This is a genomic window from Clostridium sp. chh4-2, from assembly GCF_002899675.1.
Lineage (GTDB): Bacteria > Bacillota > Clostridia > Lachnospirales > Lachnospiraceae > CHH4-2.
Map to the genome: position 1 here is coordinate 286,505 of NZ_PKUU01000003.1, position 26,131 is coordinate 312,635.

Consider the following 26,131-nt stretch of genomic DNA (forward strand, 5'->3'; position numbering starts at 1 on the left):
GCGGTTGCGGCGATTGGAAAGAAGGGAGGTTTTCGTGAAGATGAAACAAATCAATTCAGCAGATATTCAGGCCAAACGGTATGACGGGTATCTGCGCAGACACATTTACGTCCCGGTCAGAGACGGCGTGCGGCTTTCTGTTGTAATCTACATACCGTCCCAAAATGGAATCTGTGAACAGGAACCGCTTCCGGTGGTTATGCAGTATACCCCATATGATCATCTGGTCTATGAGAAGGATGCCCAAGGAAATAAATGCATTGCCGCCAATGATGGTCTCAAAATTTGCAGTCTGATCCCGTACGGTTATGTGGTGGTATTCGCCCATGTCAGGGGCTGCGGCGCTTCGTTCGGTGTGAGAAAAGTAGTGTGTTCACGACAGGAAGCCGAAGACGGAGCCTGGCTGGTGGAATGGCTGGCAAAACAAAAATTCTGTAACGGTAAGGTTATGACAGCCGGACAGTCATATAATGGCCAGACCCAGCTGGAAATTTTATCGCAGAAGCCGGAGCATTTAATTGCCGCTTACATCGGAAAGACTGATTTTAACCGGTATGACGGATGGGTACGCAACGGCATTCCCAGGGCATTTGGCAGCAAACCGGATATCGATTGGGGCGAAAACCCAAAAGAGATAGAGACAACGATAACGAATGTGGTGGAAGATACGGTCCCGGTGGATGGCGACGAAGACAAGGTGCTTTTAAGACAGGCAGTTTCAGAGCATGTGGAAAATGGACTTCAGATCCCGGCGCTTAGGGATTTAAACTGGAGAGACAGTTATTCAGAGGACTGTAAGGGAAACTTATGGGAGGTTTTAAGCGCCAGCACGTATCTGGATGCGATTAATGAATCGAGAGCGGCGGTCTATCTGGACGGCGGCGTGATTGATGTATTTAAACGGGATACGATCATGCTCTATGAGAACCTGACTCTTAAAAGAAAGCTGATTATCGGCCCATGGGACCACGTAGGCCCCAAAACGACGCCGGAGCCCTGGACCGAGATTCTGAGATGGGGCGACTATTGGCTTAAAGGAATCGACAATGGCATCATGGATGAAAAGCCCATAACGCTGAGAGTGATGGAATACAATTTTGAAAATAAAACATATCAGGGAGAAAACACCGGATATTACCGCCGGGAAGACAGCTGGCCCCTGATGGAAGGAAGAAGAGACAGCTTTTACCTTTCCAAGGACGTTTCCACAGATCTCAGTATGGAAAACTATTATCTTCTCGGCTCCGAAGCTCCTCCGATCGGAGAAATTTCATACCGTTCCGTATACGGAATCAGCTCCGGAGTGGAAAGCTGGTGTTTGAACAGCCAGGACGGAATGGGCGCAGAGCAGAAAGGGCTGAATTTTCTCAGCTGCCCGTTTGAAAAAGACGAGGAATACATCGGCCACCCGTTTGCCTATCTAAACTTTATATTAGAAGACACCGGCACAATGCCAAAACCATATGATCTTGATTTTTTTATAATGCTTTCCGATTACGACAGCAGAACAGGAGACAGTTTCCAGTTCGGCAATGGCTGGCTCCGCTCCTCATTACGCCGGGAATCCCCCAACTGCCCCTATAATTTCCTGGGACTCCCCTGGCATGAAAACAAGTTAAACAGCAACGAATACCTGATACCAGGCCAGGAATACCATCTCTGTATCGATCTGGTACCCGTATTTTACCGAATAAAAAAAGGTCACCGCTTAATGGTAACCATTACCAATTCCCTGGACCGCACCTATTATTATGGAAGAAACGTATACGAAAAAGATAAGGATTGCGTTCCTCCCCAAATCCGCTTAAAGATCGGAGGAGAAAATCCTTCCAGGATCATCCTTCCGAATATCTACGAAAAATAATCTGAGGGTATGCACAAAAATTTTTTTACACGGATCGTGAAGGCATTTTCGAAAAAGCCTTCAGGGGTGATGTAAATCTTTTTATCCTCAGCTAGCCAGTCAACAGCAGGAAAGAAGGGGGAAGCTGGGCGGGCGGCGAAAGTAATTAGAAAAATGGGATCGTATGGAACCCCTTAGTTGTACTTAGATCCGCAAGGGCAAAAAGAGGCGGGTACAAACTGAATTCCGAATCAGTTTGTAAAGCGCCCCTTGAGCAGTGAAGTCATCAGGAGTTCACTGCGAATGGGCGCTGCCCCGCCTCTTTTTGCCCTTGCGGGTCTTAGTACATCTTAGGGGCGAATGGCGAATCCCATTTTTCTAATTACTTTCGCCGCCCGCCCAGCTTCCCCCTTCTTTCCTGCGTTTCCCCAGCCAACAAAAGATTTCCATCCCCCCGCCATTCTTGTAAAGTGGAGGAAATTATGCTAAGATTCTGATAGTGGCATAACAGAAGCGGGGTTAGAAGGACATGCTGTTTATCGTATTACTCTTTTTAGCAATTTCATCCATCGCCCTGTTTTTCTTAAAGAGAGACAGGCAGACCTTATACATGCTGGGACTTTGTTTCAGCTTTATTTTCATGTTTATAGGAATCACCATCTATCTGGCTAAAACCGGAGGTCTTTCCCCGGCCCAAAAGCTTTTTCTCTTTTTCGATACCAGGATTCAGAGAAAGCTGTCTTATCTGATCTTTCCTTTGAGGCAGCTGGGATATATGATCGCCATTGGGCGGTATCTGTTTCCTGCGTTCCTTCTTTTAATCGCGATTAATTACAGTATGATCCCCTGGGTGCTCAGGTATAAGAAGAGAAGCTGGCTGGTATTTGTCATGCCGGTAATCAGCCTTGGCGTCTATTACCCCGAAATTTTCTTTAAACTGGTGAGAAGCCGGTTTACCCTACAGTTGTTTTTGATGAAGGCCATGGTGAGCTGGATTTATATCTATCTGATTGCAGCTGTATTTTTGCTGATCTGGGAATACCGGGGAACCACTATGCCCTATTCCAAGAAGCAGTTTCGCTATATAACCGTGTTCCTGTTGAGTGTGACGGCTCAATATGCCGTTTACTGTACCCAAGATCCGATTCAGGTCTATCAGATGTATTCCAGCGAATATATGCGCTTTAACGGCAGGCTGTATACCAATCCCATGATGAGCATAAACGGGTGGTTTCTCTTCACCCTGATGACCATGTTTTTTGTGGTTTTGGGATTCTGGAATCTGAAAAATTATACGATGATAGATCATGAGGAGAGCGCCGATGAAGTTAGAATCCAGAGGAAATTCGACACGGCCAGCATGGGGGTATCGGTTTTTGTCCACAGCATAAAAAACCAGCTGCTTTCCAACCGGGTATTGTGTAAAAAACTGCGCAGGGAGCTGGCACAGGAAACGCCCGATTTAGTGAAGCTGACAGAATATGCGGATATGCTGGAAGAGGTAAATGAAAGCATGCTGGGCAGGATGGAAGAACTCTATAAGAGCATCAAATCCAATTCCATTTCTCTGTCTCCGGTAAAGGCGGACAAAGTGGTGGAAGCCACGTTAAAGCTGTTTCATAAAAAATATCCGGAAACTACGGTGGATATCATAAATGTTACGGAAGAGTCAGTGCTGGCGGATGTCCAGCATTTGAGCGAGGCTCTTTATAACCTGCTTACCAATGCCCATGAGGCATTTATGGCGTGCGGCAAGGAAGAGGAGCGTTTAAAGCTGATCATACACAGTGAACGGCTTTACATCGGTTTTGAAGTAAATGATAATGGAATGGGGATTTCCAAGCAGGATCAGCGAAAGATTTTCGATCCGTTTTATACCAGCAAGAATACAAATTTCAACTGGGGAATGGGTCTTTATTATGTAAGAAAGATTGTAAAAAGCCATTTGGGAATATTGAGATTGGAAAGCAAGGTGGGGGAAGGAACCAGTTTCTTTGTGATGATTCCCCGCTATGAGCCGAGGGGAAATGGCTCGTAAAGCTAAAATCAACGGTTTACAAGGAGAAACAGGAAGGTAAGGAAGAAGGATATGATCAGAATTGCAATTGTGGAGGACTTTGATCTGATTCGGGAGGATTTGTGCGAATTGGTTTCAGGGCAGGAAGACATGGAGGTAGTTTGGGAGGCTTCCACAGGTTCGCAGGCAGTGGAGCTTGCAAAAGAAAAACATGCGGACATCATTCTTATGGATATTGAGATGGAAACAGTTAACGCAGGAATTGTGGCTGCGGAGAGGATAAGAGACGAAAATCAGGAACAGCAAATCATATTTCTGACGGCGCATGAGACCAATCAGATGATAATAACGGCTATGGGAACCGGAGCCATTGATTATATTGTAAAGGGCGGATCGGACGAAGAGATTCTCACCCATATCCGCAATGCCTATGCGGGCAAGCCGGTGATGGAATACCGCATTCAGGAAACCGTTATGAAGGAATATACAAGGCTTCAGCGGTCAGAGAGAAGCCTTTTGTTTTTCATCAATAATGTGTCCCAGCTGACAGCTGCGGAACGGGAGCTGGTAAAGCTTCTTTTGGAAGGGAAAAAGGTGAAGGAGATCGCCCAGGTGCGCTGTGTGGAATTGATAACAGTGAAAACACAGATAAAAAGTCTGCTGAGAAAATTCGGCTGCAGCAGGACAAAAGAGATCGTATCCATCATTCAGGAACTGAATATTTCACACCTTTTTTTGTAAGCACATGGACGGGGAAAAACGGCTGCCGGCTAACCAAACGTTTGGGTAAAATATTTGAGCAAAAATTAACAATATGTGATAAGATTATCTTGTTTATAATGAAATACAAGCTGCTGTCAGCGGTGTTGAGGCGGCGGGCGTGAAAGCGCATTGGAAAGAAGGATATAGGAAAGAGGAGAAGGAATGAGTGGATATTTATATGTAATTTTCTTAGCTGTCAGTTTTGTAGCATCCGTGGCGGGTGCAATCTGCGGAATCGGCGGAGGCGTTTTGATAAAACCGCTTTTGGATACCTTTGGAGTGCTCAGCGTAGCTTCCATCAGTTTTCTGTCCGGATGTACGGTACTGGCCATGACCTGCTATTCCGTAGGTAAGTCAAAACTCAGCGGCGAATCAAAGGTGGATTTGAAAACAGGAACCCCATTGGCAATCGGAGCGGCGATTGGCGGCGTGGTGGGAAAGATGATGTTTCAGGCAATCGCGGCCATGTCAACCGATCCCAACAAGGTCGGCGCGGTGCAGGCGGCCTGCCTTTTAGTCATTACATTCGGAACCATGGTGTATACGGTCAATAAGGATAAAGTACATACGCTTCATGTGAAAAATGCGGCGGCCTGTATTTTAATCGGCTTGGTTTTGGGCATCTGTTCTTCCTTCCTTGGAATCGGAGGCGGCCCGATCAATCTGGTGGTGCTGTTTTATTTCTTTTCCATGGACACGAAAGTGGCTGCGGAAAACTCCCTGTATATCATACTCTTTTCACAGATCACCAGTTTAATCAATACCCTTGTCACAAGAACTGTGCCGGAATTCGGTTTCCTTCTGCTGGTTCTGATGGTTGGCGGCGGTATCATGGGCGGCGTTGTCGGTCGTATGGTTAATAAAAAGATTGAAGAGAAGACAGTTAACCGTTTATTTATCGTACTTATGATCATTATTATGATGATAAATGTGTATAATATTTACCAGTTCATGTAAAATGCTGGCAGGATTGGAGGGGCTATGAAGACATTACTTACAAATGGTTTTTTATATCTGAATCATGGATTTGAACAAAAGGATCTTCTTTTAGAAGATGGAATTATATCGGAAATCGGAGATGGGATCGCCGCCGGTGAGGCAGAGGTAATTGATCTGTCAGGAAGAAAGGTAGTGCCCGGATTTTTCGATGTGCACACACACGGCGCGGTCAATGTGGATGTCAACGCGGCATCGGCTGAGGACCTTGAAAGCATCTGCCGGTTCTTTGCGTCAAAAGGCGTCACCAGCTGGCTGTGCTCTGTTTTAACGGATACGAGGGAGCAGACGCTTGCCTGCATCGAAGAATATAAGCGTTGGAAGACCATAGAGCATAAAGGTGCAAATCTGGCTGGAATTCATCTGGAAGGCCCGTTCCTCTGTGCTGATTATAAAGGAGCTATGCCGGAGCATTTGCTGCAGGCGGCGAATCTGGAGCTGCTGAAAGAGTATCAAAAGGCGGCGGAAGGCGAGATACGCTATATTACGGTTTCCCCTGAAGTGGAAGGAATCGTGGATATGATCCCGGAGATCAAAAAATTGGGAATCCAGGTTGCGATCGGTCATTCAGGAGCAGATTACGATACGGCCAGAGCGGCCATTGCCAACGGAGCCATGGCGGCAACCCATACCGGTAATGCGATGAAACTGCTCCATCAGCATTTTCCTGCGATCTGGGGAGCTGTGCTGGAGGATGATGACTTGTACTGTGAGATGATCTGCGACGGACGTCATCTTCATCCGGGAACCGTCCGGCTGATTATTAAAACAAAAGGCCTGGACCGGGTTGTGGCTATCACAGATTCCATTATGGCTTCCGGACTTCCTGACGGAAAGTATAAGCTGGGTGTCAATGATGTAATCGTTGTGGACGGAGATGCAAAGCTGGCGGTGGGCAACAGCCGCGCCGGAAGCACCCTGACTATGGATGTGGCTCTTAAAAATCTTTTGGATTTCACTGGACGTCCTTTGGAAGAACTGATCCCGGTGATGACAGAAAACCCTGCAAAGCTGATGGGAATGTATGACCGGATTGGATCGATTGAACCAGGAAAAGACGGGGATCTGGTTGTTTTGGATGAGAACAATAAGGTAGCGGCCACATTTGCAAAAGGAAAAATGCAGTTTCAGGAATGATAAGAATAATGTGAAAATCTATCCGATCATATAAATACGATTTTATCAGTTATAAAAGACTGGTATTTGCGTTACTTCATTAGGGATGGTTTAACCATATGAGGAAAGGAGACGCTTATGCGGTCAGCAGTTTGTGATGTTTGGCAGACTCATTTTAAGCAGGTAGAATCGAATTCCAAAACCGGAATCGATGATGGTCAAAGGCAGATAGAAAGTAAATATGATAAAGATGTGAGGCTCTTTCTTAATTCGTTTAAGAAGGAGCCTTTTCACATAGCATTTTGGGCTTATGGAATTTATGAGGAACTTTACCGGAAATATGTGGTGGCCAATAACCAGAAGATCACATTATTCCGTTTTGATGATATTATATATATGGAGTCCTCTCTTCACTCGATCAATATATACACGGTCAGCGGTGTGGAGACTATCCAGTCAAAGCTGGATGCGGAAGAGAAAAAGGTACCCGGATGGAAATTTACGAGGATTCATCAAAGTTATCTGGTAAATCTTGTTCATGTGAGGACATTAACATCCACAGAGGTGATATTATACAATGGACATAAATTGAATGTCAGCGCCAGCAGACGAAGGCAGGTACAAAAATCCATGGAAAAGTTTGTAGGATGGGTAAAATAGGTTAAATATGCGCTGTAAACCTCTAATTATGCGCGAATATTGTAATAATTTGTATTTTATGTTATTTTATAAAAAATAGAACAGCTTAGAAAAAACTTGACCGATTAGAGCGACTAATCAAATGAAATTTTATCATTCACATCTTATTTTATCTGCAGTTTCTAAATGAAGCGCCCGGTTTTCGGGTGCTTTTGTCTTTGTAAGGCCGGATTCAGCGGCAAAATCATTTTACTACATTCCCGATGTGCGCTATAATAGAAGCCACAGAACGAAGCGCGGTCAGGACGGCGCGGCTTTTGGTGGATAATATGCCGCACAGGCGGAGGAATGAAGGGAACCGATGAGACTGATTAATGAAATCCCGGACCGGTTTTGGAGTTTATTCCGGTCGGTCAACAGGGAGACTTACATAGAAGCATTGTTAAAGCTCAATGAAGAATATGAATATAACAGCTATTTCCTGAGCAGGGAGGTCTGCATACAGGTTTTGGCAGATTACTTTGCCCAGAGAAAGATCACTATCAAACAGGAGGAAGAGGAGGACGAGATCGACGCGTTGGAACCTCCGGCCACGAGAATACTGAACTGGCTGGTCAGGGCAGGGTGGCTCAGAAAACTGGACGATTATAACACGCTGGTGACCAATATTGTAATTCCTGATTACGCTGCGATCTTTATCGAGGCATTTGAACACCTGTTTAATGAAGAAGAGAATGAGACCGAGGTCTATATCCAGAATATCTATGCCATTTTATTCTCCTTTAAAAACGATCCGCGGGCCAGCGTAAGCCTTCTGCATACGGCTCTTGTGAATACCAGAAAATTGAACAAAGCGCTCCAGGACATGCTTCATAACATGGATAAATTCTTTGCCAGCCTGTTGGAAAAGCGGTTTTACGGGGATTTGTTAAAGGAGCATTTAGAAGGATATGTGGAAGAGATTGTAAAAAAGAAATACCACATACTGAAAACCTCCGACAATTTCTATCTGTATAAGACGGATATCAAACGCTGGATCAATGAGATGCGGGAGGATTACGACTGGATGGAGCAGACTGCAAGCCGCAGCCAGGGCAGCGTGGACGAACTACAGCTTGTCAGAACTTTAGATGATATTGAGCGGGGATTTGACGAGATCGAGCGCAGGATCGCCAATATGGACAGGGAGCATATGAAGTATGTGAGCGCCACGGTCGGCCGGTTGAACTATCTGCTGAATAACGATGATGATACGAAAGGTCTTGTGATCCAGCTATTGAACCATATGGCCTATGAAGAGGATATCTCAGATTCTCTGAGCCGGATCAGCAGCAGGATGAACCTGTCCGCTTTAGAAGTGATATCGGAAAAATCTCTTTATAAGAAGAGAAAGCCCAGAATTGATTTTACGGAAGGGCTGGAAGATATGGAAGAGAGTAAAGAGCTGACCAGGGAAGACATTCTGCGCCTGAACCGTTTGGGCAGCCGTTACAGCAAGAAAGAGATTGAAGATTTTATCTTTGAGCGCATGACATCGGGAACCGCGCAGATTACGGACGATACGGTGCAGTCGGATCAGGATTTTGAAAAACTGATTCTGGCATATGATTATGCGATCCGCAGAAACAGCGCGTTTGCGGTAAAAGAAGAGGACGGGGATCTGATCGATAACGGCAGATACAAGTATCCGAAACTGACATTTACAAGGAAATGAGGAAGATTATGATAGAGTACTATGAGACACTGTCCCAGGAGGAACAGCAGCAGCTGACGGAGACCATCCAGCTTCTGCTTCGCCAGACATTTATCCTGGAACGGAAATTTGACAGAAAGTCGTCCAGATTTCAGAACAACAGGGAATTCAGGATCTGCAACAAGCATCTGGAGTTCATACGGGAGTATTTTTCCATAAGCGGCATTTACCTGCATGAAAACAGCCAGATGGGCGTGATCTATATTCAGGGAGAGAATCTGCTGGGGGACAAGCTTCCAAAGCTGGCAACGCTTTATATCCTGATTTTAAAGATCATTTATGAGGAACAGATGGCTTCCGTCTCCACCAGCGTCAATGTGTATACCACTTTGGGAGAGATCAACGAACGGCTGGGCAGCTACCGGCTGCTGAAGAATAAACCGTCTGTGACGGAGATCAGAAAGGCCATTACCATACTGAAACGTTATCAGATCATCGATCCACTGGATGTGCTGGAAGAGCTGGACGGAAAGACCAGGATGATCATATACCCGTGCATCAACGTGGTGCTGTTAGGGGACGATGTCAGGGCGCTTGTGGAGTCATTTGCGGAGAATGTAGAAGAGACAGAAGGAGAAGAAGAGGATGACGAATCAGAGATTTGAGGCATTGTCCAGGATGTGTTTGAACAACTGGCATTATATCAGCAAAAAGACGCTGTCATTCAGCGACTCCATTAATTTCTTTACCGGCCATTCGGGAAGCGGAAAATCAACGGTTTTGGATGCCCTTCAGATCGTGCTGTATGCCAATACGGACGGAAGGGGATTCTTTAATAAAGCGGCTGCGGACGATTCGGACCGCTCTCTGCTGGAATATTTGAGAGGTATGATTACCATCGGGGAAAATAATGAGTTCTCCTATCTGAGAAATAAGAACTTTTCCAGCACGATCGTATTAGAACTGAAACGGACGGACACAGAGGAATATCAGTGCGTCGGCGTCGTATTCGACGTGGAAGTGGCGTCCAATGAGATCAGCCGCCTGTTCTTCTGGCATAAAGGCCCGCTGCCGGACCATCAGTACAGGTCGGGTTCGCGCTGTATGTCCATAGAAGAGATAAAGGGATATCTGCAGCAGAACTTTAATAAAGAAGAATATTATTACGGCTCCCATAATGAACGGTTCCGCAGACAGCTTTACGACGTGTATCTGGGCGGTCTGGATATGGAGAAATTCCCCCTGCTGTTTAAGCGGGCAATTCCGTTCCGCATGAACATTAAACTGGAAGATTTTGTTAAGGAATACATCTGCACCGAGCAGGATATCCATATAGAAGACATGCAGGAAAGCGTGATGATGTATGGAAGGATGCAGAAGAAGATCGACGATACCTGCAGGGAGATCGAAAATCTGGAACAGCTTCATGAAATATATCAGAAAATGGAGGCGAAGGAAGAGGAAAAACGGGAGAATCAGTACCTGTCCGACAAGATGGATATCCTTTCCGTCCGCCAGAAGATCAAAGAGCTTCACGACCGGATCATGCTGTCAACAGAAGATTTAGACAAACAGAGAGAGATGAGAGACGAGCTGGAGCGGACGGTTCAGGAATTGGGTGTCAAAAGTGAACAGCTTTTGAAACAGATTTCTTCCACCGGCTATGATGAGAAAAAATCAGAACTGAGATCGTTAAACGAACTGATCGAGGCCCTGTTAAAGAGCCGGGTAAAGTGGGAAAAGACGGCGGAGGGATTAAACGCCTGGATTGACCAGGACATTACGGACAACAGCACCATCTGGGATATTGAAAAATTTGCGGATGGAAGCATTCAGGCGGATGAGATTGTAAGGTTGAAGAAATCCATCCAGGAAACGCGGGCAGAGGTGAAGGAACAGGAACAGGAAGCGTCCGCCGCGATCCGCAGTTTAAGAAAACAGGAAAAAGCGGCCCAGGAGGATTTAAAGAAGTTAAAACAGGGCAAAAAAGCATATCCGAAAGAATTGGAGCGTGCATGTTTGTATATACAGAGGCGCCTTCTGGAAGAAACCGGAAAATCCGTGGAGGTGAAGATTCTGGCGGATCTTTTGGATATCCGTGATGATAAGTGGCGTAATGCGGTGGAAGGCTATATGGGCAACAACAAACTAGCCCTGATCGTGGAACCGAAATATGCCAGAAAAGCCATGGACATCTATCAGGAATTAGACCGTAAGGAATATTACCGTGTGGCAGTTTTGGATACGGAAAAGGTATCGCAAAAGGAGCACGCCGTTTTCACAGGCTCCCTGTCCGAAGAAGTGATCACAAGAAATGATTACGTCCAATCCTACATCAATTTCCTTCTTGGAAAAGTGGTTAAATGCGAGAACACCGATGAACTGAGAAAGTGTCAGATCGGTATTACGGCGGACTGCGTGCTGTACCACAGCTACCGCCTGCAGTATATTAATCCGGACAATTACACCAGAAGCGCATACATCGGAGCCATGAGTATGGCTAAGAGAATCCGGCAGCTGGAACAGGAATTGGAGGAACTGAAGGAAGAACTGGCTCCGGAACTGAAGATTCAGAGGGAATGCCAGGAGATACTGAACCTGGAAGAGCTGGGACTTCCGGCCGAGGATTATATAAGCTGGCTGAGTGATATGGAGAAATTAAAGTCCAGGGAAAAGGAAAAGAAACGTCTTGTAAAACAGCTGGAAGAGCTGAAAGAAAAGAAGGTGGATCTCTGGGAGACAGAGCGCCGCGGGGTTCTGGAAGAAAAGAAGGCAAAAGAGGATCTGGCCGAACAGGTAAAACAGGTGATCTGGCGTCTCAATGAGCAGATGGAGGAAAACCGCAGAAAACAGATTGAATTAAATGAATTGCTGGTGGAAAAAGAGAGAAACTTTACAGAAGACGGACGGTATGAGAGGAAGGCGGACGAATTTTTACAGAGCCAGGCGGAGCCGCGGTATGACAGGCTGTGCCAGAGATTCCAGGATGCGGCTTTAAAGGCAGACGAGGAACGGGCCGGGATTTATTCAGAGCTTCAGGAGAGCCGGTTCCGTTATCTGAAACAATATCCAAACCGCAGCTTTTCCGCTACAATTGAAGACAATGAACCGTATGACAAGCTGTTAGGAAGGCTGCAGTGCGATAATCTGGAGGAATACCGGCAGATCGCCAGGGAGCAGGCTAGATCAGCAGTGGAGCATTTCAGGGACGACTTCATGTTCAAGATCCGCAGCGCCATTAAAGAAGCGCTGATCCGCAAAGACGAACTGAACCGCATCATCAATAAGCTGGATTTCGGAAAGGATAAATATCAATTCGTAATCGGCAAAAACAAAGGACCGGACGGCCGTTTCTATGACATGTTTATGGATGATTCGCTGGAAGTAAATCCTGCTATGCTGACGGATTCCTTTGAAGACCAACTGAATTTCTTTACCATTAACCATGAAAACAATTACGGGGATATGATCAATGAACTGATCAATGTTTTCATTCCGCCTGAGAATGCGGATCACGACCAGCTGGAAGAGGCGAAGCAGAACATGGACAAATACGCGGATTACAGAACCTATCTTTCCTTTGATATGCAGCAGATTGTCCGCAGCCAGGGCGAGGAAACCATTAAGATCCAGCTGAGCAAAATGATTAAGAAAAATTCCGGCGGCGAGGGCCAGAACCCTCTTTATGTGGCCTTATTAGCCAGCTTTGCCCAGGCTTACCGGATCAACATGTCGCCTAAGATGCTGCGCAATCCAACCATCCGTCTGGTGGTCTTAGACGAGGCATTTTCCAAGATGGATGCGGAAAAGGTGGCCAGCTGTATTGAGCTGATTAGAGGGCTGGGATTCCAGGCCATCATAAGCGCTACCAATGATAAGATTCAAAATTATTTGGAAAATGTGGATAAAACTTTTGTATTTGCTAATCCGAACAAGAAATCAATCTCGATTCAGGAATTTGAGAGAAAAGAGTTCGGGGAATTGCTGAGGGATTTGGATGGAGAAGACGAACAGGAGAGCTTATTGATTAAATAATAGATCCGCCAACTCAAAGCGGCGGAAAGAGAGGAGAGGTGCAGATGTCAACAGTGTACTCAAAAGATTGTGAATACCATATTCAGCTGAAACCGGGGGATGTGGGGGAATACGTGATACTGCCCGGAGACCCGGGGCGGTGTGAAAAGATCGCCGAGTGTCTGGAGGATGCCAAACTGATGGCCTCCAACAGGGAATACGTTACCTATACCGGACGTCTTGGAGAGAAGAGGGTGAGCGTTACTTCTACGGGAATCGGCGGCCCTTCGGCGGCTATCGCTATGGAAGAGCTGATCCACTGCGGAGCCCATACCTTCATCCGCGTGGGAACCTCAGGGGGAATGCAGCCGGACGTGTTGGCCGGGGACGTGGTGATCGCCACAGGAGCCATCCGTTTGGACGGAACCAGCAAGGAATATGCGCCCATCGAATATCCGGCCGTGGCCGATTATGAAGTGGTGGAAGCTCTGAAAAAAGGAGCCGACCGACTTGGAAAACGCTCCCATGTGGGCGTAGTCCAGTGTAAGGATTCCTTTTATGGCCAGCACGAACCGGAGAATATGCCGGTAAGCTATGAACTGCTGAACAAATGGGAGGCCTGGAAACGCTGCGGCGCCCTGACTTCGGAAATGGAATCCGCCACCCTGTTCATCGTTGGGGCGGTGCGCAGAGTCCGTGTGGGGTCTGTGATGCTGGTGATCGGCAACCAAACCAGAAGAGAGATGGGACTGCCCGATATCCAATGCCATGATACACAGAGCGCCATTGATGTTGCGGTGGAAGCCATAAAGCTTTTGTAGAATATATGATAGACAGCCAGAGGAGATAAAAAGTGGATATTTACGATAAACTGCACAACGGCGATTTATATCAGACGGATAATGAACAGCTTATAAAGGATCAGACAGAATGTTTGGAACGGTTGTATGATTTTAACCAGACGCGGCCTTCGGAGATGGAAAAACGCGGAACCATGCTGAAAGAAATGTTTGCTGAAATTGGCCCAAACTGTTATATTGAACCGCCTCTTCACGCTAATTGGGGAGGTAGGCATGTTCATTTTGGGAAGAATATTTATGCAAATTTCAATTTAACGCTTGTGGACGATACGCATATTTATGTGGGCGATTACACGATGATCGGCCCGAATGTGACAATTGCGGCAGCAGGCCACCCGGTTATGCCAGAACTGCGGGAAAAAGGATATCAGTACAATTTCCCGGTTCATATCGGAAGAAACTGCTGGATCGGAGCCGGAGCAATAATCGTTCCGGGCGTTACAATTGGGGATAATACCGTCATCGGAGCGGGAAGCGTGGTTACGAAAGATATTCCGGCCAATGTGGTCGCAGTTGGAAATCCTTGCAGAGTGCTGAGGGAGATTGGGGAGTCGGATAGGAAATATTATTTTAAAGACAGGATGATTGGTGTGGAATAGCTATTTTCTTATGAGCGCCCCCATTTCCTTCCATTGTCGAATTTTCAGAAACAGTTGTGATTTTTGTAAAAAGTCGCTATAATAGGTAGGTACAAAAAAAAGGGGGTTCATAAGATGAACGAACAAAAACAGTTCAAACCATATATTCCTGCGGAAAAAGTTGATCCTGAACTGACAGTCCTGTCGATTGTCATGGGTATTCTTTTAGCAGTAGTATTTGGTGCAGCCAATGCGTATTTAGGGCTGAAGGTAGGAATGACTATCTCAGCGTCCATTCCGGCTGCTGTAATTTCCATGGGTGTCATCCGTGTAATTCTGCGCAGAAATTCAATTTTGGAAAGCAATATCGTTCAGACGATCGGATCAGCAGGCGAGTCATTGGCTGCCGGAGCGATCTTCACATTGCCGGCTTTATTTTTGTGGGCAAAAGAAGGAAAGATGGAAGCTCCTAACATGCTGGAGATCACATTAATTGCCTTCTTAGGCGGTATTTTGGGCGTATTGTTCATGGTTCCGCTTAGAAATGCTTTAATCGTGAAAGAACATAATACCCTTCCTTATCCGGAAGGTACCGCATGTGCGGAAGTTCTTTTAGCAGGTGAAGAAGGCGGCGCCAATGCGTCAACCGTATTCGCCGGAATGGGAATCGCTGCTCTTTTCAAATTTATCGTGGATGGAGTTAAAGCGGTGCCAAGTGAAATCAACTTCAGAGTAAAAGGATTTGCGGGAGAAATCGGTACTCAGGCGTATCCGGCCCTGATCGGTGTCGGTTATATCGTAGGACCAAGAATTTCTTCTTACATGTTTGCCGGCGGTATCGTTGGATGGCTGGTTCTTATTCCTGCCATCGTTCTGTTCGGTTCAAACACGGTTCTGTATCCTGGAACTGATACGATCGGCGAGATCTTTGCGGCCAACGGAGCAAGCGGAATCTGGGGAACCTATATCCGTTATATTGGAGCCGGTGCGGTTGCATGCGGCGGTATCATCAGCCTGATCAAATCACTTCCTCTCATTATCCGTACATTCAGAGATTCCATGAAGGATTTAAAGGGAACCAGAACGGCCAGCGCGCTGAGAACAGAAAAAGACCTGGATATGAGATTTATTCTGGGCGGAATCCTGATCATGATTCTGGCTATCTGGCTTGTTCCGGCAGTTCCTGTTAACTTAATCGGTGCGATCATTGTTGTTGTATTTGGTTTCTTCTTTGCGACTGTTTCTTCCAGAATGGTTGGCTTGATCGGAAGCAGCAACAACCCGGTATCCGGTATGGCAATTGCCACTCTTTTGCTGGCTACCATCATTTTGAAAGCAACCGGAAATGTTGGAATCAGCGGAATGCAGGGCGCAATCGCCATCGGTTCCATCATCTGTATCATCGCTGCAATTGCAGGCGATACTTCACAGGATTTGAAGACCGGCTATCTGCTGGGCGCTACGCCTATGAAGCAGCAGATGGGTGAATTGATCGGTGTTACATCCGCAGCTCTTGCCATCGGCGGCGTATTATACCTGCTGAATGCAGCATGGGGATTTGGCACACCGGAACTGGGCGCTCCTCAGGCAATGCTGATGAAGATGATTGTAGAAGGCGTTATGGACAATAACCTGCCGTGGACTCTTGTATTTATCGGCGTATTCATCGCAGTCGTTATGGAAATCCTGCGCATCCCGGTACTTCCGTTTGCAGTAGGTCTGTATCTTCCTGTACAGCTGAATGCATGTATTATGATCGGCGGTGTGGTAAGATTGGTTCTGGACGGCAAGAAGACGAAAGATGCGAAAGCAGAGGCAGAAAAACAGAGAGGAATTACAGACGGCGTTCTCTATTGCTCCGGTATGATCGCAGGAGAGGGACTTGTAGGTATTCTGCTTGCAATCCTCACTGTATTCGGCGTTGCGGATTCATTTGACCTTTCTTCTAAGGTTCCGGCATCTGCAGGCAACATCGGATGTATTATTGTAATCATTCTCATGATCTTATGCCTGCTTAAATTCTCCGTCTGGAGGAAGGCTAAGAGCGAGTAAGCGTATATGAAGAAGAAAAATGACGACCGTAACTACCTGGAATTCATTCCTGAAAAGAGTGAGTTCCTGACATGGAGTACGGATGAATTGGGTATTGTTACTTTGGATGTGGAGAACAAGGGAATCTTTAATACGATTGCGCAGACGTTATTTAAAAAGCCCCGCATTTCCCACATCCACCTGGATGAACTGGGCAGCTTTGTCTGGCCGCTGATTGACGGAAAGACAGACATCACGGCCCTGGGAGTTTTGGTGAAAGAAGAGTTCGGAGAGAAAGCCGAACCTCTGTATCCAAGGCTTGCAAAGTTTTTTCAAGTGCTGGAAAGCTATCATTTTGTAAAGCTGAATAAATGATTCTGAAAAAGGATTTTGGTACCGCATTTTGCGGCGCTGGAATCCTTTTTTGTTAGATTCCTGAATAACTGTACACAATATAAAGAAGCATGGTCCGGCTGGTAAATGAAGCTGTTATGCAGAGGCATTTTCAGGCGGATTATAGTATGTTACAGTTCAGGAGGTTATATATGATTAAACATTCAATGTTATATCCCAGAATTACCGAAACCCGCCGCATGATTGACATGGACGGAATGTGGAAATTCTCCTTTGACCCGGATGCAGAGGGTGAGGCGGAGGAATGGAAAAATGGAATTCCTAAGGCGGTGCCAATGCCTGTTCCATCCAGCTTTCAGGACCTTTTTACGGATAAGGATTCGAGAGAATACTGCGGTGACTTCTGGTATGAGACAGAAGTCACGGTTCCGAACGAGTGGGAGGGAAAAGGGATATTTCTCAGAATTGGCGGCGCGGCCCACAGGGCTTTTGTATATGTAAATGGAAAGGAATCGGCTTTCCATGAAGGCGGCTTTATGCCGTTTCTGGCCGAGATAACGGGAACCGTTAATCTGGGCAAGGCCAACAAAATCGTGGTTAAAGTGAATAATGAGCTGACGGAAACCAACCTTCCGGTAGGAAAAACCGTCACTTTGGCAAACGGAAAGAAGATGGCAAAGCCGTATTTCGATTTTTTCAATTACGCCGGGCTTCAGCGTCCGGTAAAGCTTCTGGCTTTGCCGAAAGAATATATCATTGATTATTCTGTTAATTTCCGGCTGGAAGGGGACACAGCCTGGGTGGATTATACGGTGGAAACCATGGGCAGCCATCCGGTTACGGTCCGGCTATATGATGAAAAAGGAGAAGAAGTGTCCTCATCGGAAGGAAAAAAGAGCACATTAAAGGTGGAACGGGCTCATCTGTGGCAGGTCAGGAACGCCTATTTATATAGGATTGTGATCGAAATCCGGGATGAAGATAAGCTGATTGACTGCTATCAGGATGAGATCGGAATCAGAACCGTGGAGATCAAAGGGACGGAGATTTTGATCAATGGAAGCCCTGTATATCTGAAAGGGTTTGGAAAACATGAGGACAGCCCGGTGGCGGGGCGTGGATACAATCTTCCGATGATAAAGCGGGATTTTGAGTGCATGAAATGGATTGGAGCCAATTCGTTCCGGACAGCCCATTATCCATACAGCGAGGAAATTTACCAGATGGCGGACCGGGAAGGCTTTCTCGTAATCGATGAAGTGGCCGCTGTGGGTATGTTTGAAAGCCAGATGAATTTCTTTGAAGCCAATACGGGAAAGAAAACCGGATTTTTTGAGAAATCCACCACTTCCCAGCTTTTGCGCACCCATCTGACAGCCATTGAAGAAATGATTGCAAGAGACAAGAACCATCCCTGCGTAATCGCATGGAGCCTGTTAAATGAGCCGGAAACCACCAGTGAAGCGGCGGTGGCGTATTTTGAAGACGTGTTTAAGAGGGCTTATGAACTGGATGTTCAGAAGAGGCCGAGGACATTTGCCATGCTCATGAATTCCCTGCCTGATACCTGTAAATGCTATCAGTTTGCGGATATGATCGCCCTGAACCGCTATTACGGCTGGTATTTGAAGGGAGGATATGAGATCTGTGAGGCAAAGGAAGCATTTAGCAGGGAAATGGATGCCTGGAAGGCCAAGGAGCTGAATAAACCGTTCATTTTCACGGAATACGGGGCGGATGCACTTTCCTTGCCCGATAAGCTTCCGTCTGTGATGTGGGGGCAGGAATACCAGATCGAATACTTGGAGATGAACCACAGCGTATTTGACTCCTATGAGTTCGTGAAAGGAGAGCAGGTTTGGAATTTTGCCGATTTTCAGACCGGAGAAGGCATTATGAGAGCGGACGGCAATAAGAAAGGGATATTCACCAGAGAGCGTCAGCCCAAAGCGGCGGCTTATTATCTGAAAAAGCGTTGGGAAAGCCTGCCGCTTGACTATAAGAAATGACAAAAGACTGCCGGATATCCGGTTAATCGGGTTGGGACATCAGATGGAACCAGTTTTTCTGAAAATCCAGCACCCCTTCTTTTTTCAGTTTACAGAGTTCATTGGACATGGCACTGCGGTCCACGCAGAGATAGTCGGCCAGCTGCTGCCGGTTAAAGGGAATTTCAAAGCGGGCATTTTTCTGTTTCAGGGATTCTTCCGACAGATAGGACAGCAGCTTTTCCCTTGTGGACCGTTTGGCCATGTGCTTGATTTTCTGGGTCAGCATCAGGTTTTTATCCGCCAGCACGGACAGCAGGTTGCGGATCAGGCGGGTGTGAAATTCACAGGCCGAAGTGCAGACCGTAATCACTTTCTGTACATCCAGAAATAAAATTTCCGCTCGTTCCGCAGCCACCACGCTGACTCCCAGCTCCACAGAAGGGGTACAGGCATAGGCGTCTCCAAACATCTGCCCCTTTGGGCACTCGGCCAGAATGGTCCGGTTGCCCCAGAAATCCTCTTCGATCACATGAACCGATCCCATGAGAACAAGTCCCATGGAACTGATGTGATCCCCGTTTCTCCAGATGAATTCCCCTTTTTCATAGGTTCGTTTTACCGCACTTAAACAATTTAACATAGCTTCTATTTCTCCGCCTTCAATCCCGTAAAAGAGTACGGATTTTTTCAGTATTGTCATGGTATCATTCATAAAGTTCTCCTTTTGTTGGAAATACAACAGATATGTTATTAAAATTGTATTACAATGACCTCATTAAGTCAAGAAGAGGAGAATAAACAGAAATGGATAAGAATATGTTTTGTTTTCAATGTGAACAGACCGCCGGCTGCAGCGGCTGTACCGGAACGGCAGGAGTATGCGGAAAAACGGCCAAAACAGCCAATCTCCAGGATGAACTGACAGGAGCGCTAATCGGTTTAGCCCGGACCTGCTCCAACCAGACCCCGACGGAGGAAACGACTAAGCTGTTGATTGAAGGGCTTTTCACCACGGTTACTAATGTGAATTTTAATGATGATACCATTGAAGAATTGATTAAGGCCGTGAGAGCAGAAAAGATGCATCTGGCTCCAAACTGCCTCACCTGCGGATCTCCCTGCGGCCACAACGACGATTACGATATGAAGAAACTCTGGGAAGCGGAGGAGGAGATCCGCTCTCTGAAATCTTTGATTCTATTCGGAATGCGTGGAATCGCAGCCTACGCCTATCATGCCATGGTGCTGGGATACAGCGATGAGGCTGTCAATGACTTTTTCTATAAGGGTTTATTTGTGATCGGTGAAGACTGGACCGAAGAGGAATACTTAAATATAGCCATGGAAACAGGAGAGGTGAATTTAAAATGCATGGAACTGTTAGACCGGGCCAACACGGAAAGTTTCGGAACACCCGCCCCGGTAAAAGTGTCCATGAAAGTGGAAAAAGGCCCGTTTATCGTGATTACCGGCCATGACCTGTACGACCTGAAATGCCTTTTGGAACAGACGGAAGGAAAGGGCATCAACATCTATACCCACGGCGAAATGCTTCCGGCCCATGCATATCCCCTCTTAAAGCAGTACAGCCATTTAAAGGGCAATTACGGAACTGCCTGGCAGAACCAGCAGAAGGAATTTGACGGTCTTCCGGCTCCGATTCTGTTTACCACCAACTGCCTGATGCCTGTAAAAGAAAGCTACGCGGACCGGGTATTTACCACAGAGCTGGTCTCCTACCCGGAGATGGTTCATATCGGAAAAGACAGAGATTTTTCAGCTGTGATTGAAAAAGCCCTGGAACTGGGCGGATTTCCGGAAGACATGGAATTTGCCGGGATTAACGGCGGAACAAAACTGATCACCGGTTTCGGACACGGAGCCGTTTTAGCGGCGGCAGATCAGGTGGTGGATGCGGTGAAAAATGGACAGATCAAACATTTTTACCTGGTAGGCGGATGTGACGGGGCCAGAACAGGCCGTAATTTCTACACGGATTTTGTGAAGAATACGCCGGACGATTCCATAATCCTCACCCTGGCCTGCGGCAAATTCCGTTTCAATGACCTGGATCTGGGCCAGATAGAAGGACTGCCGCGGCTGATGGATATGGGACAGTGTAATGATGCTTACAGCGCAATTAAAGTGGCATCTGCGTTGGCTGATGCATTCGGATGTTCGGTGAATGAACTTCCGCTAACCATTGTGCTGTCCTGGTATGAGCAGAAAGCGGTATGTATTCTTTTGAGTTTGTTGTATCTGGGAATTAAAAATACTTATCTTGGGCCTACGCTTCCTGCGTTTTTGGCGCCCGGAGTGTTAAAATATCTGGTGGATGAGTTTCAGATTGCGCCGGTGAGCGAGTTGGCGGTGTAGTTCACTTTTTTTTACATCAACCCTCAAGGCATTTTTGAAAATGCCTTGAGGGTTGATGTTAAAGGTTGATGTTAAAAATCCCCTTATTTATCTAAAATCTATTTCTTCACGAATTGTTTATCGAATTCCGGATTAAAATAATAGAAGTTCTTGGAATCTAAATCCCCTTTTATCTTCTCCAGTGCCTCCCCGAAACGCTGGAAATGAACCACTTCTCTTGCTCTTAAAAATTTAAGCGGTTCTCTGACGTCAGGATCGGTGATCACACGAAGTAAATTATCATAAGTGGTTCTGGCCTTTTGCTCAGCGGCCAGGTCCTCTGTCAGATCCGTGATAGCGTCACCCTTAGACTGGAATTCACAGGCGTTAAAAGGTATTCCGCCTGCAGCCTGAGGCCAGAGTGCGGTAGTATGGTCGATATAATAAGCGTCGAATCCGGCGGTTTTAGCCTGTTCTGCCGTCAGGTTCTTAGTAAGCTGATAGATGATGGAGCAGACCATTTCCAAATGACCAAGCTCCTCAGTTCCGATGTCCGTAAGCAGCCCGCCCACTTCCTTACAAGGCATGCTGTAACGCTGGGAAAGATACCGCATGGATGCGGCTAATTCTCCGTCAGGTCCGCCGAACTGGCTGATAACCAGCTGGGCTGTCTTAGGGCATGTTTTTGTTATTTTAACCGGGAATTGAAGCCGTTTTTCGTAACACCACATAATCAGACACCTCCTTTTACATTTGCAGGGGAATTCGTATTCGCGCTGGCATCCCAGGGAACAGGGCCGTCACTCCAGGTCCAATGGCGCTGGCCCGGATATTTTGTATAGCTTTCGCTCTGATTGTTGGTATCAGGACAGACAAATTCCCGGGTCAGTGGTTCAAAATCTTCTGCATAGGTTTTTAAAAGTTCCTTCCGCTTCGTTGACATCTGGGTAAAATAATCCAGCGCATCCGTGTCAAGAGGATGGGTATCCAGATAAAGCGTTAAGTCATCTACCACAAAACTGGTTTCATTAATCTGTTTTAATAGCTGCATACGGTCAGACATGTGCTTCACCTCCTATAAAAAATGGAAGATTCAAGCATGGGAAAATCGTTCCCTCCGCTAAAGCCTTTTCCGGTGAATAAGGCTGTTCCCACGGCTGCATGGGCACTGTGGCGATTGCAAGGTGAGTTGGTGTTTTTGAAATCTTTTCAGCAAAATCCATTAAAATCACTCCTTTCTGCATTCAATAAGTTTCCTTACTATTATTTGAGCAAAAGGAGGATTTACTTTACTAAAATATTGCCATGTGAAAAACGGGATTAAAAAATGCCGGGAATCCGGCCTAAAAAAACAGAAAAGTAGAAGCTGGTACTATTTACCTAAGAAAAATAACAGGCTTTGTAAATTTTTATGCCAATAAATAAAGACAATAATTGTCATAGGAATCAGACAAAGAGCCACGGTTAATCCTGTATTCCATTTACAGGACAGCTGATTTTTATAGAAAATGAAAAAAGATGCCCAGGAAGCAGCACAGCTGAGAGGCAAAGCAAACAAAACTAAAAATCCGATCATAGTCATCTCACTTTCCCCCGTTCCGATTGGTAAAAAACAACACTTCCTTCTAATTCCTATTTTACTATAAGAGAAAACTTTTTACAATGAATTATATCGGACGCTATCCAAATCCTTTATCAAGGTTGACAAAATTGTTTGACTGCTGTAGAGTTAAAGCATAAAATTTATCAGAAAAGGTGATGGAAGTCCGGCGTATCAGATGCCACACAATCAGTGGTGTGGATATGACTGGAAAAGAGTAGATAAAATCAATTCAATAGGGATCAAAGCGGCTGATACGATCAGCCTGATTTGTGTACCTGATGTTTGATTTTATTTTACTCTTAGCTTTTCCTCATCTGACGAGGATTAGCCGTAGAGTAAAATCTACGGTTTTTATATTTGATCAAAATTAAAGGAGAATATAACGATGTATGATGGAATTAGTAAAATTTTTGAACTGCCCAAGCTCTATAAAGAAAGCGAAGCTGCATTTTGGGATGATGATTATATATCAAAACAAATGCTTAAAGCTCATCTGGACCCGGATTTTAATGGAGCAAGTAGAAAACTGGACTTTATCGAAAAATCTGTTTCATGGATAAAACAGATTTTGCCTTCTCAAAAGTATCCGTCTTTGCTGGACGTTGGCTGCGGTCCCGGATTGTATGCAGAAAGATTTACAACCGGAGGCTATCTGGTAACAGGGGTTGATTTCTCAAGACGCTCTATCGGTTACGCCAGACATTCGGCCCAAAGAGCCAGTCTCAATATCCACTATATATGTCAAAATTATTTAGCGCTGGATATAGATAAAACATTTGATTTATCTACAATGATTTACTGTGACTATGGTGCATTATCAACTGAAAACCGGAGAATTATTTTACAAAACATATATAAACATCTAAAGTCAGGCGGAAAGCTGCTGCTGGATGTTTTCTCAATGGCTGAATATAATAACTTTCAGGAACAGCAGACTTGGGAGTTACACAAACTTGGGGGATTTTGGCGTGAAAAAGAATATGTTGAAGTAAATAAATTTTGTAAATTTTCTGATAACGTCACATTAGATCAATACATCATTATTTCAGATAAAGAGATTGCCGCCTATTATTTATGGAATACCTATTTCACAAAAGAGACGCTTGCAAAAGAAGCAAGAGAAGCTGGTTTTGAGATATGCGGAATATATAGTGATGTTGCAGGACGTAAGTTTTGTGAGGAAAGCCCTACTATCGCTATACTTCTTAGAAAGTAACAAAATAGTATAAATGGCAGTTTTAATCGGGCCGCTATTTACTTTTTGGGCGGGTAGACAGCTGGATTTTATTAAGCAAAAATGCCGGGACAAACCATGCAGAATTATGCTGATTACACGAAAATTGTGCAAAATGCACAAAGAATAAAAGCGAGATCAAGAAAGAACTTAATTTTTAATTAAGTTTTGTACCGCTTTCTTGATTTACCCTCAATACTTTGGTATAATTTAACCAATAACATCATATCTATTAAATACGGAAACTATATAATGCCGAATGCTATATTCCCTGTAAACCAGGATATGACAGCGGGAGAACCAATTAATTGGGGTGAATTCAGAGATTTGAGTTTAAATTATCAGATCGACGATAGGGGACCTTCTTCTCCGAACCCGTCAGCTAATCTCGTAGGCGAAGGAAGGTTTGTGCGTTTTTAACGTACTCTGTTTTTCTTGCAGAAAACAACCGATAGCTGCCTTCGCCACCCGGATATCTAATTCCGGGTGTTTTTGTTTCCGTAAATCTATTCAGTGAAGGAGAGATTATAATGAAAGAGAAAAAGAAAAGCCCAGGTTTATTTTTGTCATTGTTCGTATTAGCAGTTATCGCGTCTGTGTTAACGGCAGGTATCGCGGCAGGTGTTGCCACAATTCCCCTTTTAATCGTAAATATTTTCCTGATATTGTTGATTTCCATGGCGGCCGGGTACCGTTATGAGGATCTGGAAACCAGCATGATGACAGGTGTAAAACGGGCTATCGACTGTGTGATGATCCTGGTATTTGTCGGCATTCTGATCGCTGCATGGATCAAATGCGGAACGGTTCCCATGATTATCTATTACGGTCTGGGAGTTATCACGCCGAGAATGCTGCTGCCGCTGACATTTGTCATGTGCTCCCTTTTATCACTGTGTATCGGCACTTCTTTAGGAACGGCAGGAACCATGGGCGTGGCTTGTGTGAGCATTGGCGTCAGCATGGGAATACCGATTCCATTGACCGCGGGCGCAGCTATTTCCGGTTCCATTCTGGGAGATAAACTTTCCCCTCTGTCCGATTCTACAATCCTGGCGGCCAGCGCCAGCGATATCAACATCTACGATCATGTGCGTTCCATGTTTTATACGACGGGACCTTCCGTACTCATCAGCCTTTTGATTTTTTATCTTCTCGGTGGAAGATATGCGGACGTTGCTCTGGATCAGAGCGTTTTGCAGTCGGTAAGAGACACACTGGCAGGACTTTTCCATTTTAATATAGTCCTTCTGGTTCCTATGGTCCTCATTGTCATTCTCTGTCTGAAAAAAGTTCCGGCGATTCTGGCCATTCTGCTTTCCGGATTTTCCGGCCTGCTCTTAGCCGTAGTCGTTCAGGGAACCAGCCTTACGGAAGTTTTAGCCGTTATTTACAGCGGCGTGAAGGTGGATACGGGCGTTGCCATTGTGGATACCATGCTGAGCAAAGGAGGCATTTCTTCGATGATGGCTACGATCTGTACGGCAGTTCTGGCCCTGGCTATGGGAGGAATCCTGAGCGAAGCCGGTTACCTTAATGTGATTGTGGAGAAAATTACAAAGGCGGTTAAATCAGATACGTCCGCGATCTTAGTGACTCTTGTCTGCGGCATTATAACCGTGATGCTGGTCACCAATTTCTATGTGTCCGTAGTGCTTATGGGGACCATGTTTAAAGAAATTTATGATAAGCGGGGAATCCATAGAAGCGTTCTTTCACGAACGATTGAAGAGGCTAACACCATTATTCTGCCGTTGGTTCCATGGAATACCAGCTGCATCTATTATATGAGTTTGTTTGGATTTACGACGATGAGCTTTGCTCCTTATGTGGTGTTTGCTTATGTAAATGTGGCTATCAGTATTCTATGCGCAGTGGCCGGAATCTTCATATTCAAATCCATTCCGGGTAATGACAGGAAATCGGATTGGCGTATTTGGAAGAAAAAGACGATGGAAGAAGATGAGATTGATATAGAAACTGTGGAGGCGGAAACGGTGATGTGAATTTTTTATCCTCAGCCGGACAGCAGTCAAAAAAGGGAC

Annotated in this window: 22 protein-coding genes and 1 riboswitch; of the genes, 17 read left to right on the forward strand and 5 right to left on the reverse strand. The window is 45.6% G+C overall.

All coding sequences use genetic code 11. The annotated features are described in order from the left end of the window. Positions 1 to 40 precede the first annotated feature (40 nt). The 14 genes from C0033_RS04740 (at position 41) to uidA (ending at position 18,912) form a co-directional block, all read left to right on the forward strand. Entirely contained in the window at positions 41 to 1,864 is a 1,824-nt protein-coding gene (locus C0033_RS04740; protein ID WP_103226717.1) for a CocE/NonD family hydrolase, read from the forward strand. 508 nt (positions 1,865 to 2,372) lie between these two features. Further along, complete coding sequence (locus C0033_RS04745) at positions 2,373 to 3,881, forward strand: sensor histidine kinase (RefSeq protein ID WP_103226718.1); 1,509 nt, start codon at positions 2,373 to 2,375, stop codon at positions 3,879 to 3,881. A 51-nt stretch (positions 3,882 to 3,932) separates the two neighbouring features. Continuing rightward, positions 3,933 to 4,601, forward strand: a complete 669-nt coding sequence (locus tag C0033_RS04750; RefSeq protein ID WP_103226719.1) for a response regulator transcription factor — start codon at positions 3,933 to 3,935, stop codon at positions 4,599 to 4,601. A gap of 183 nt (positions 4,602 to 4,784) precedes the next feature. Further along, positions 4,785 to 5,579, forward strand: a complete 795-nt coding sequence (locus C0033_RS04755; RefSeq protein ID WP_103226720.1) for a sulfite exporter TauE/SafE family protein — start codon at positions 4,785 to 4,787, stop codon at positions 5,577 to 5,579. 24 nt (positions 5,580 to 5,603) lie between these two features. Beyond that, complete coding sequence (gene nagA, locus C0033_RS04760) at positions 5,604 to 6,755, forward strand: N-acetylglucosamine-6-phosphate deacetylase (RefSeq protein ID WP_103226721.1); 1,152 nt, start codon at positions 5,604 to 5,606, stop codon at positions 6,753 to 6,755. 117 nt (positions 6,756 to 6,872) lie between these two features. After that, positions 6,873 to 7,394 (forward strand): LytTR family DNA-binding domain-containing protein, encoded by a 522-nt coding sequence (locus C0033_RS04765; protein WP_103226722.1) that lies wholly within the window; start codon positions 6,873 to 6,875, stop codon positions 7,392 to 7,394. Between the two features lie 340 nt (positions 7,395 to 7,734). Further along, the gene (locus tag C0033_RS04770; RefSeq protein WP_103226723.1) at positions 7,735 to 9,087 is read left to right on the forward strand and encodes a Wadjet anti-phage system protein JetA family protein; all 1,353 of its coding nucleotides are present in this window, start codon (positions 7,735 to 7,737) and stop codon (positions 9,085 to 9,087) included. A gap of 8 nt (positions 9,088 to 9,095) precedes the next feature. Continuing rightward, positions 9,096 to 9,731 (forward strand): DUF4194 domain-containing protein, encoded by a 636-nt coding sequence (locus tag C0033_RS04775; protein WP_103226724.1) that lies wholly within the window; start codon positions 9,096 to 9,098, stop codon positions 9,729 to 9,731. Continuing rightward, a complete protein-coding gene (locus C0033_RS04780) occupies positions 9,712 to 13,101 on the forward strand; it encodes an SbcC/MukB-like Walker B domain-containing protein (protein WP_103226725.1) in 3,390 nt (1,129 codons plus the stop codon). The genes C0033_RS04775 and C0033_RS04780 overlap by 20 nt, the downstream gene beginning before the upstream one ends. A gap of 44 nt (positions 13,102 to 13,145) precedes the next feature. Continuing rightward, positions 13,146 to 13,901, forward strand: coding sequence for a uridine phosphorylase (gene udp / locus C0033_RS04785; protein WP_103226726.1), 756 nt, complete (start codon positions 13,146 to 13,148; stop codon positions 13,899 to 13,901). A gap of 32 nt (positions 13,902 to 13,933) precedes the next feature. Next, the gene (locus tag C0033_RS04790; RefSeq protein ID WP_103226727.1) at positions 13,934 to 14,539 is read left to right on the forward strand and encodes a sugar O-acetyltransferase; all 606 of its coding nucleotides are present in this window, start codon (positions 13,934 to 13,936) and stop codon (positions 14,537 to 14,539) included. 114 nt (positions 14,540 to 14,653) lie between these two features. Continuing rightward, positions 14,654 to 16,570, forward strand: coding sequence for an oligopeptide transporter, OPT family (locus C0033_RS04795; protein WP_103226728.1), 1,917 nt, complete (start codon positions 14,654 to 14,656; stop codon positions 16,568 to 16,570). Positions 16,571 to 16,576: 6 nt separating this feature from the next. Beyond that, complete coding sequence (locus C0033_RS04800) at positions 16,577 to 16,924, forward strand: PqqD family protein (protein ID WP_103226729.1); 348 nt, start codon at positions 16,577 to 16,579, stop codon at positions 16,922 to 16,924. Between the two features lie 170 nt (positions 16,925 to 17,094). Further along, positions 17,095 to 18,912 carry a beta-glucuronidase gene (gene uidA, locus C0033_RS04805; RefSeq protein WP_207656854.1) on the forward strand — a complete coding sequence of 606 codons (1,818 nt, stop codon included), beginning with the start codon at positions 17,095 to 17,097 and terminating at the stop codon, positions 18,910 to 18,912. Positions 18,913 to 18,934: 22 nt separating this feature from the next. On the opposite strand, the gene C0033_RS04810 is transcribed toward uidA, so the two are convergent. Next, positions 18,935 to 19,606 (reverse strand): Crp/Fnr family transcriptional regulator, encoded by a 672-nt coding sequence (locus C0033_RS04810; RefSeq protein ID WP_103226730.1) that lies wholly within the window; start codon positions 19,604 to 19,606, stop codon positions 18,935 to 18,937. Positions 19,607 to 19,698: 92 nt separating this feature from the next. Between C0033_RS04810 and hcp the strand changes: the two genes are divergently transcribed. After that, a complete protein-coding gene (gene hcp / locus C0033_RS04815; protein WP_180994571.1) occupies positions 19,699 to 21,270 on the forward strand; it encodes a hydroxylamine reductase in 1,572 nt (523 codons plus the stop codon). 98 nt (positions 21,271 to 21,368) lie between these two features. Here hcp and C0033_RS04820 read toward each other — a convergent pair whose 3' ends face one another. The 4 genes from C0033_RS04820 to C0033_RS04835 all read right to left on the reverse strand — a co-directional run bounded on the left by C0033_RS04820 (position 21,369) and on the right by C0033_RS04835 (position 22,831). Continuing rightward, on the reverse strand, positions 21,369 to 21,980 hold the full coding sequence (locus C0033_RS04820) for a manganese catalase family protein (protein ID WP_103226731.1): 612 nt from the start codon (positions 21,978 to 21,980) through the stop codon (positions 21,369 to 21,371). A 2-nt stretch (positions 21,981 to 21,982) separates the two neighbouring features. Beyond that, on the reverse strand, positions 21,983 to 22,312 hold the full coding sequence (locus tag C0033_RS04825; RefSeq protein ID WP_103226732.1) for a spore coat protein CotJB: 330 nt from the start codon (positions 22,310 to 22,312) through the stop codon (positions 21,983 to 21,985). Continuing rightward, positions 22,305 to 22,493, reverse strand: a complete 189-nt coding sequence (locus tag C0033_RS04830; RefSeq protein WP_103226733.1) for a spore coat associated protein CotJA — start codon at positions 22,491 to 22,493, stop codon at positions 22,305 to 22,307. The genes C0033_RS04825 and C0033_RS04830 overlap by 8 nt, the downstream gene beginning before the upstream one ends. 128 nt (positions 22,494 to 22,621) lie before the next feature. Continuing rightward, entirely contained in the window at positions 22,622 to 22,831 is a 210-nt protein-coding gene (locus tag C0033_RS04835; RefSeq protein ID WP_103226734.1) for a hypothetical protein, read from the reverse strand. 406 nt (positions 22,832 to 23,237) lie between these two features. Here C0033_RS04835 and C0033_RS04840 point away from each other — a divergent pair, with 406 nt between their 5' ends. Together C0033_RS04840 and nhaC are read left to right on the forward strand one after the other, a co-directional pair. Then, complete coding sequence (locus C0033_RS04840; protein WP_103226735.1) at positions 23,238 to 24,068, forward strand: class I SAM-dependent methyltransferase; 831 nt, start codon at positions 23,238 to 23,240, stop codon at positions 24,066 to 24,068. A 261-nt stretch (positions 24,069 to 24,329) separates the two neighbouring features. Further along, a riboswitch (cyclic di-AMP (ydaO/yuaA leader) is annotated at positions 24,330 to 24,495 on the forward strand. A 121-nt stretch (positions 24,496 to 24,616) separates the two neighbouring features. Beyond that, positions 24,617 to 26,092: a Na+/H+ antiporter NhaC gene (gene nhaC / locus C0033_RS04845; protein ID WP_103226736.1), complete on the forward strand. Its 1,476-nt coding sequence runs from the start codon at positions 24,617 to 24,619 to the stop codon at positions 26,090 to 26,092. The last annotated feature ends 39 nt before the right edge of the window (positions 26,093 to 26,131 follow it).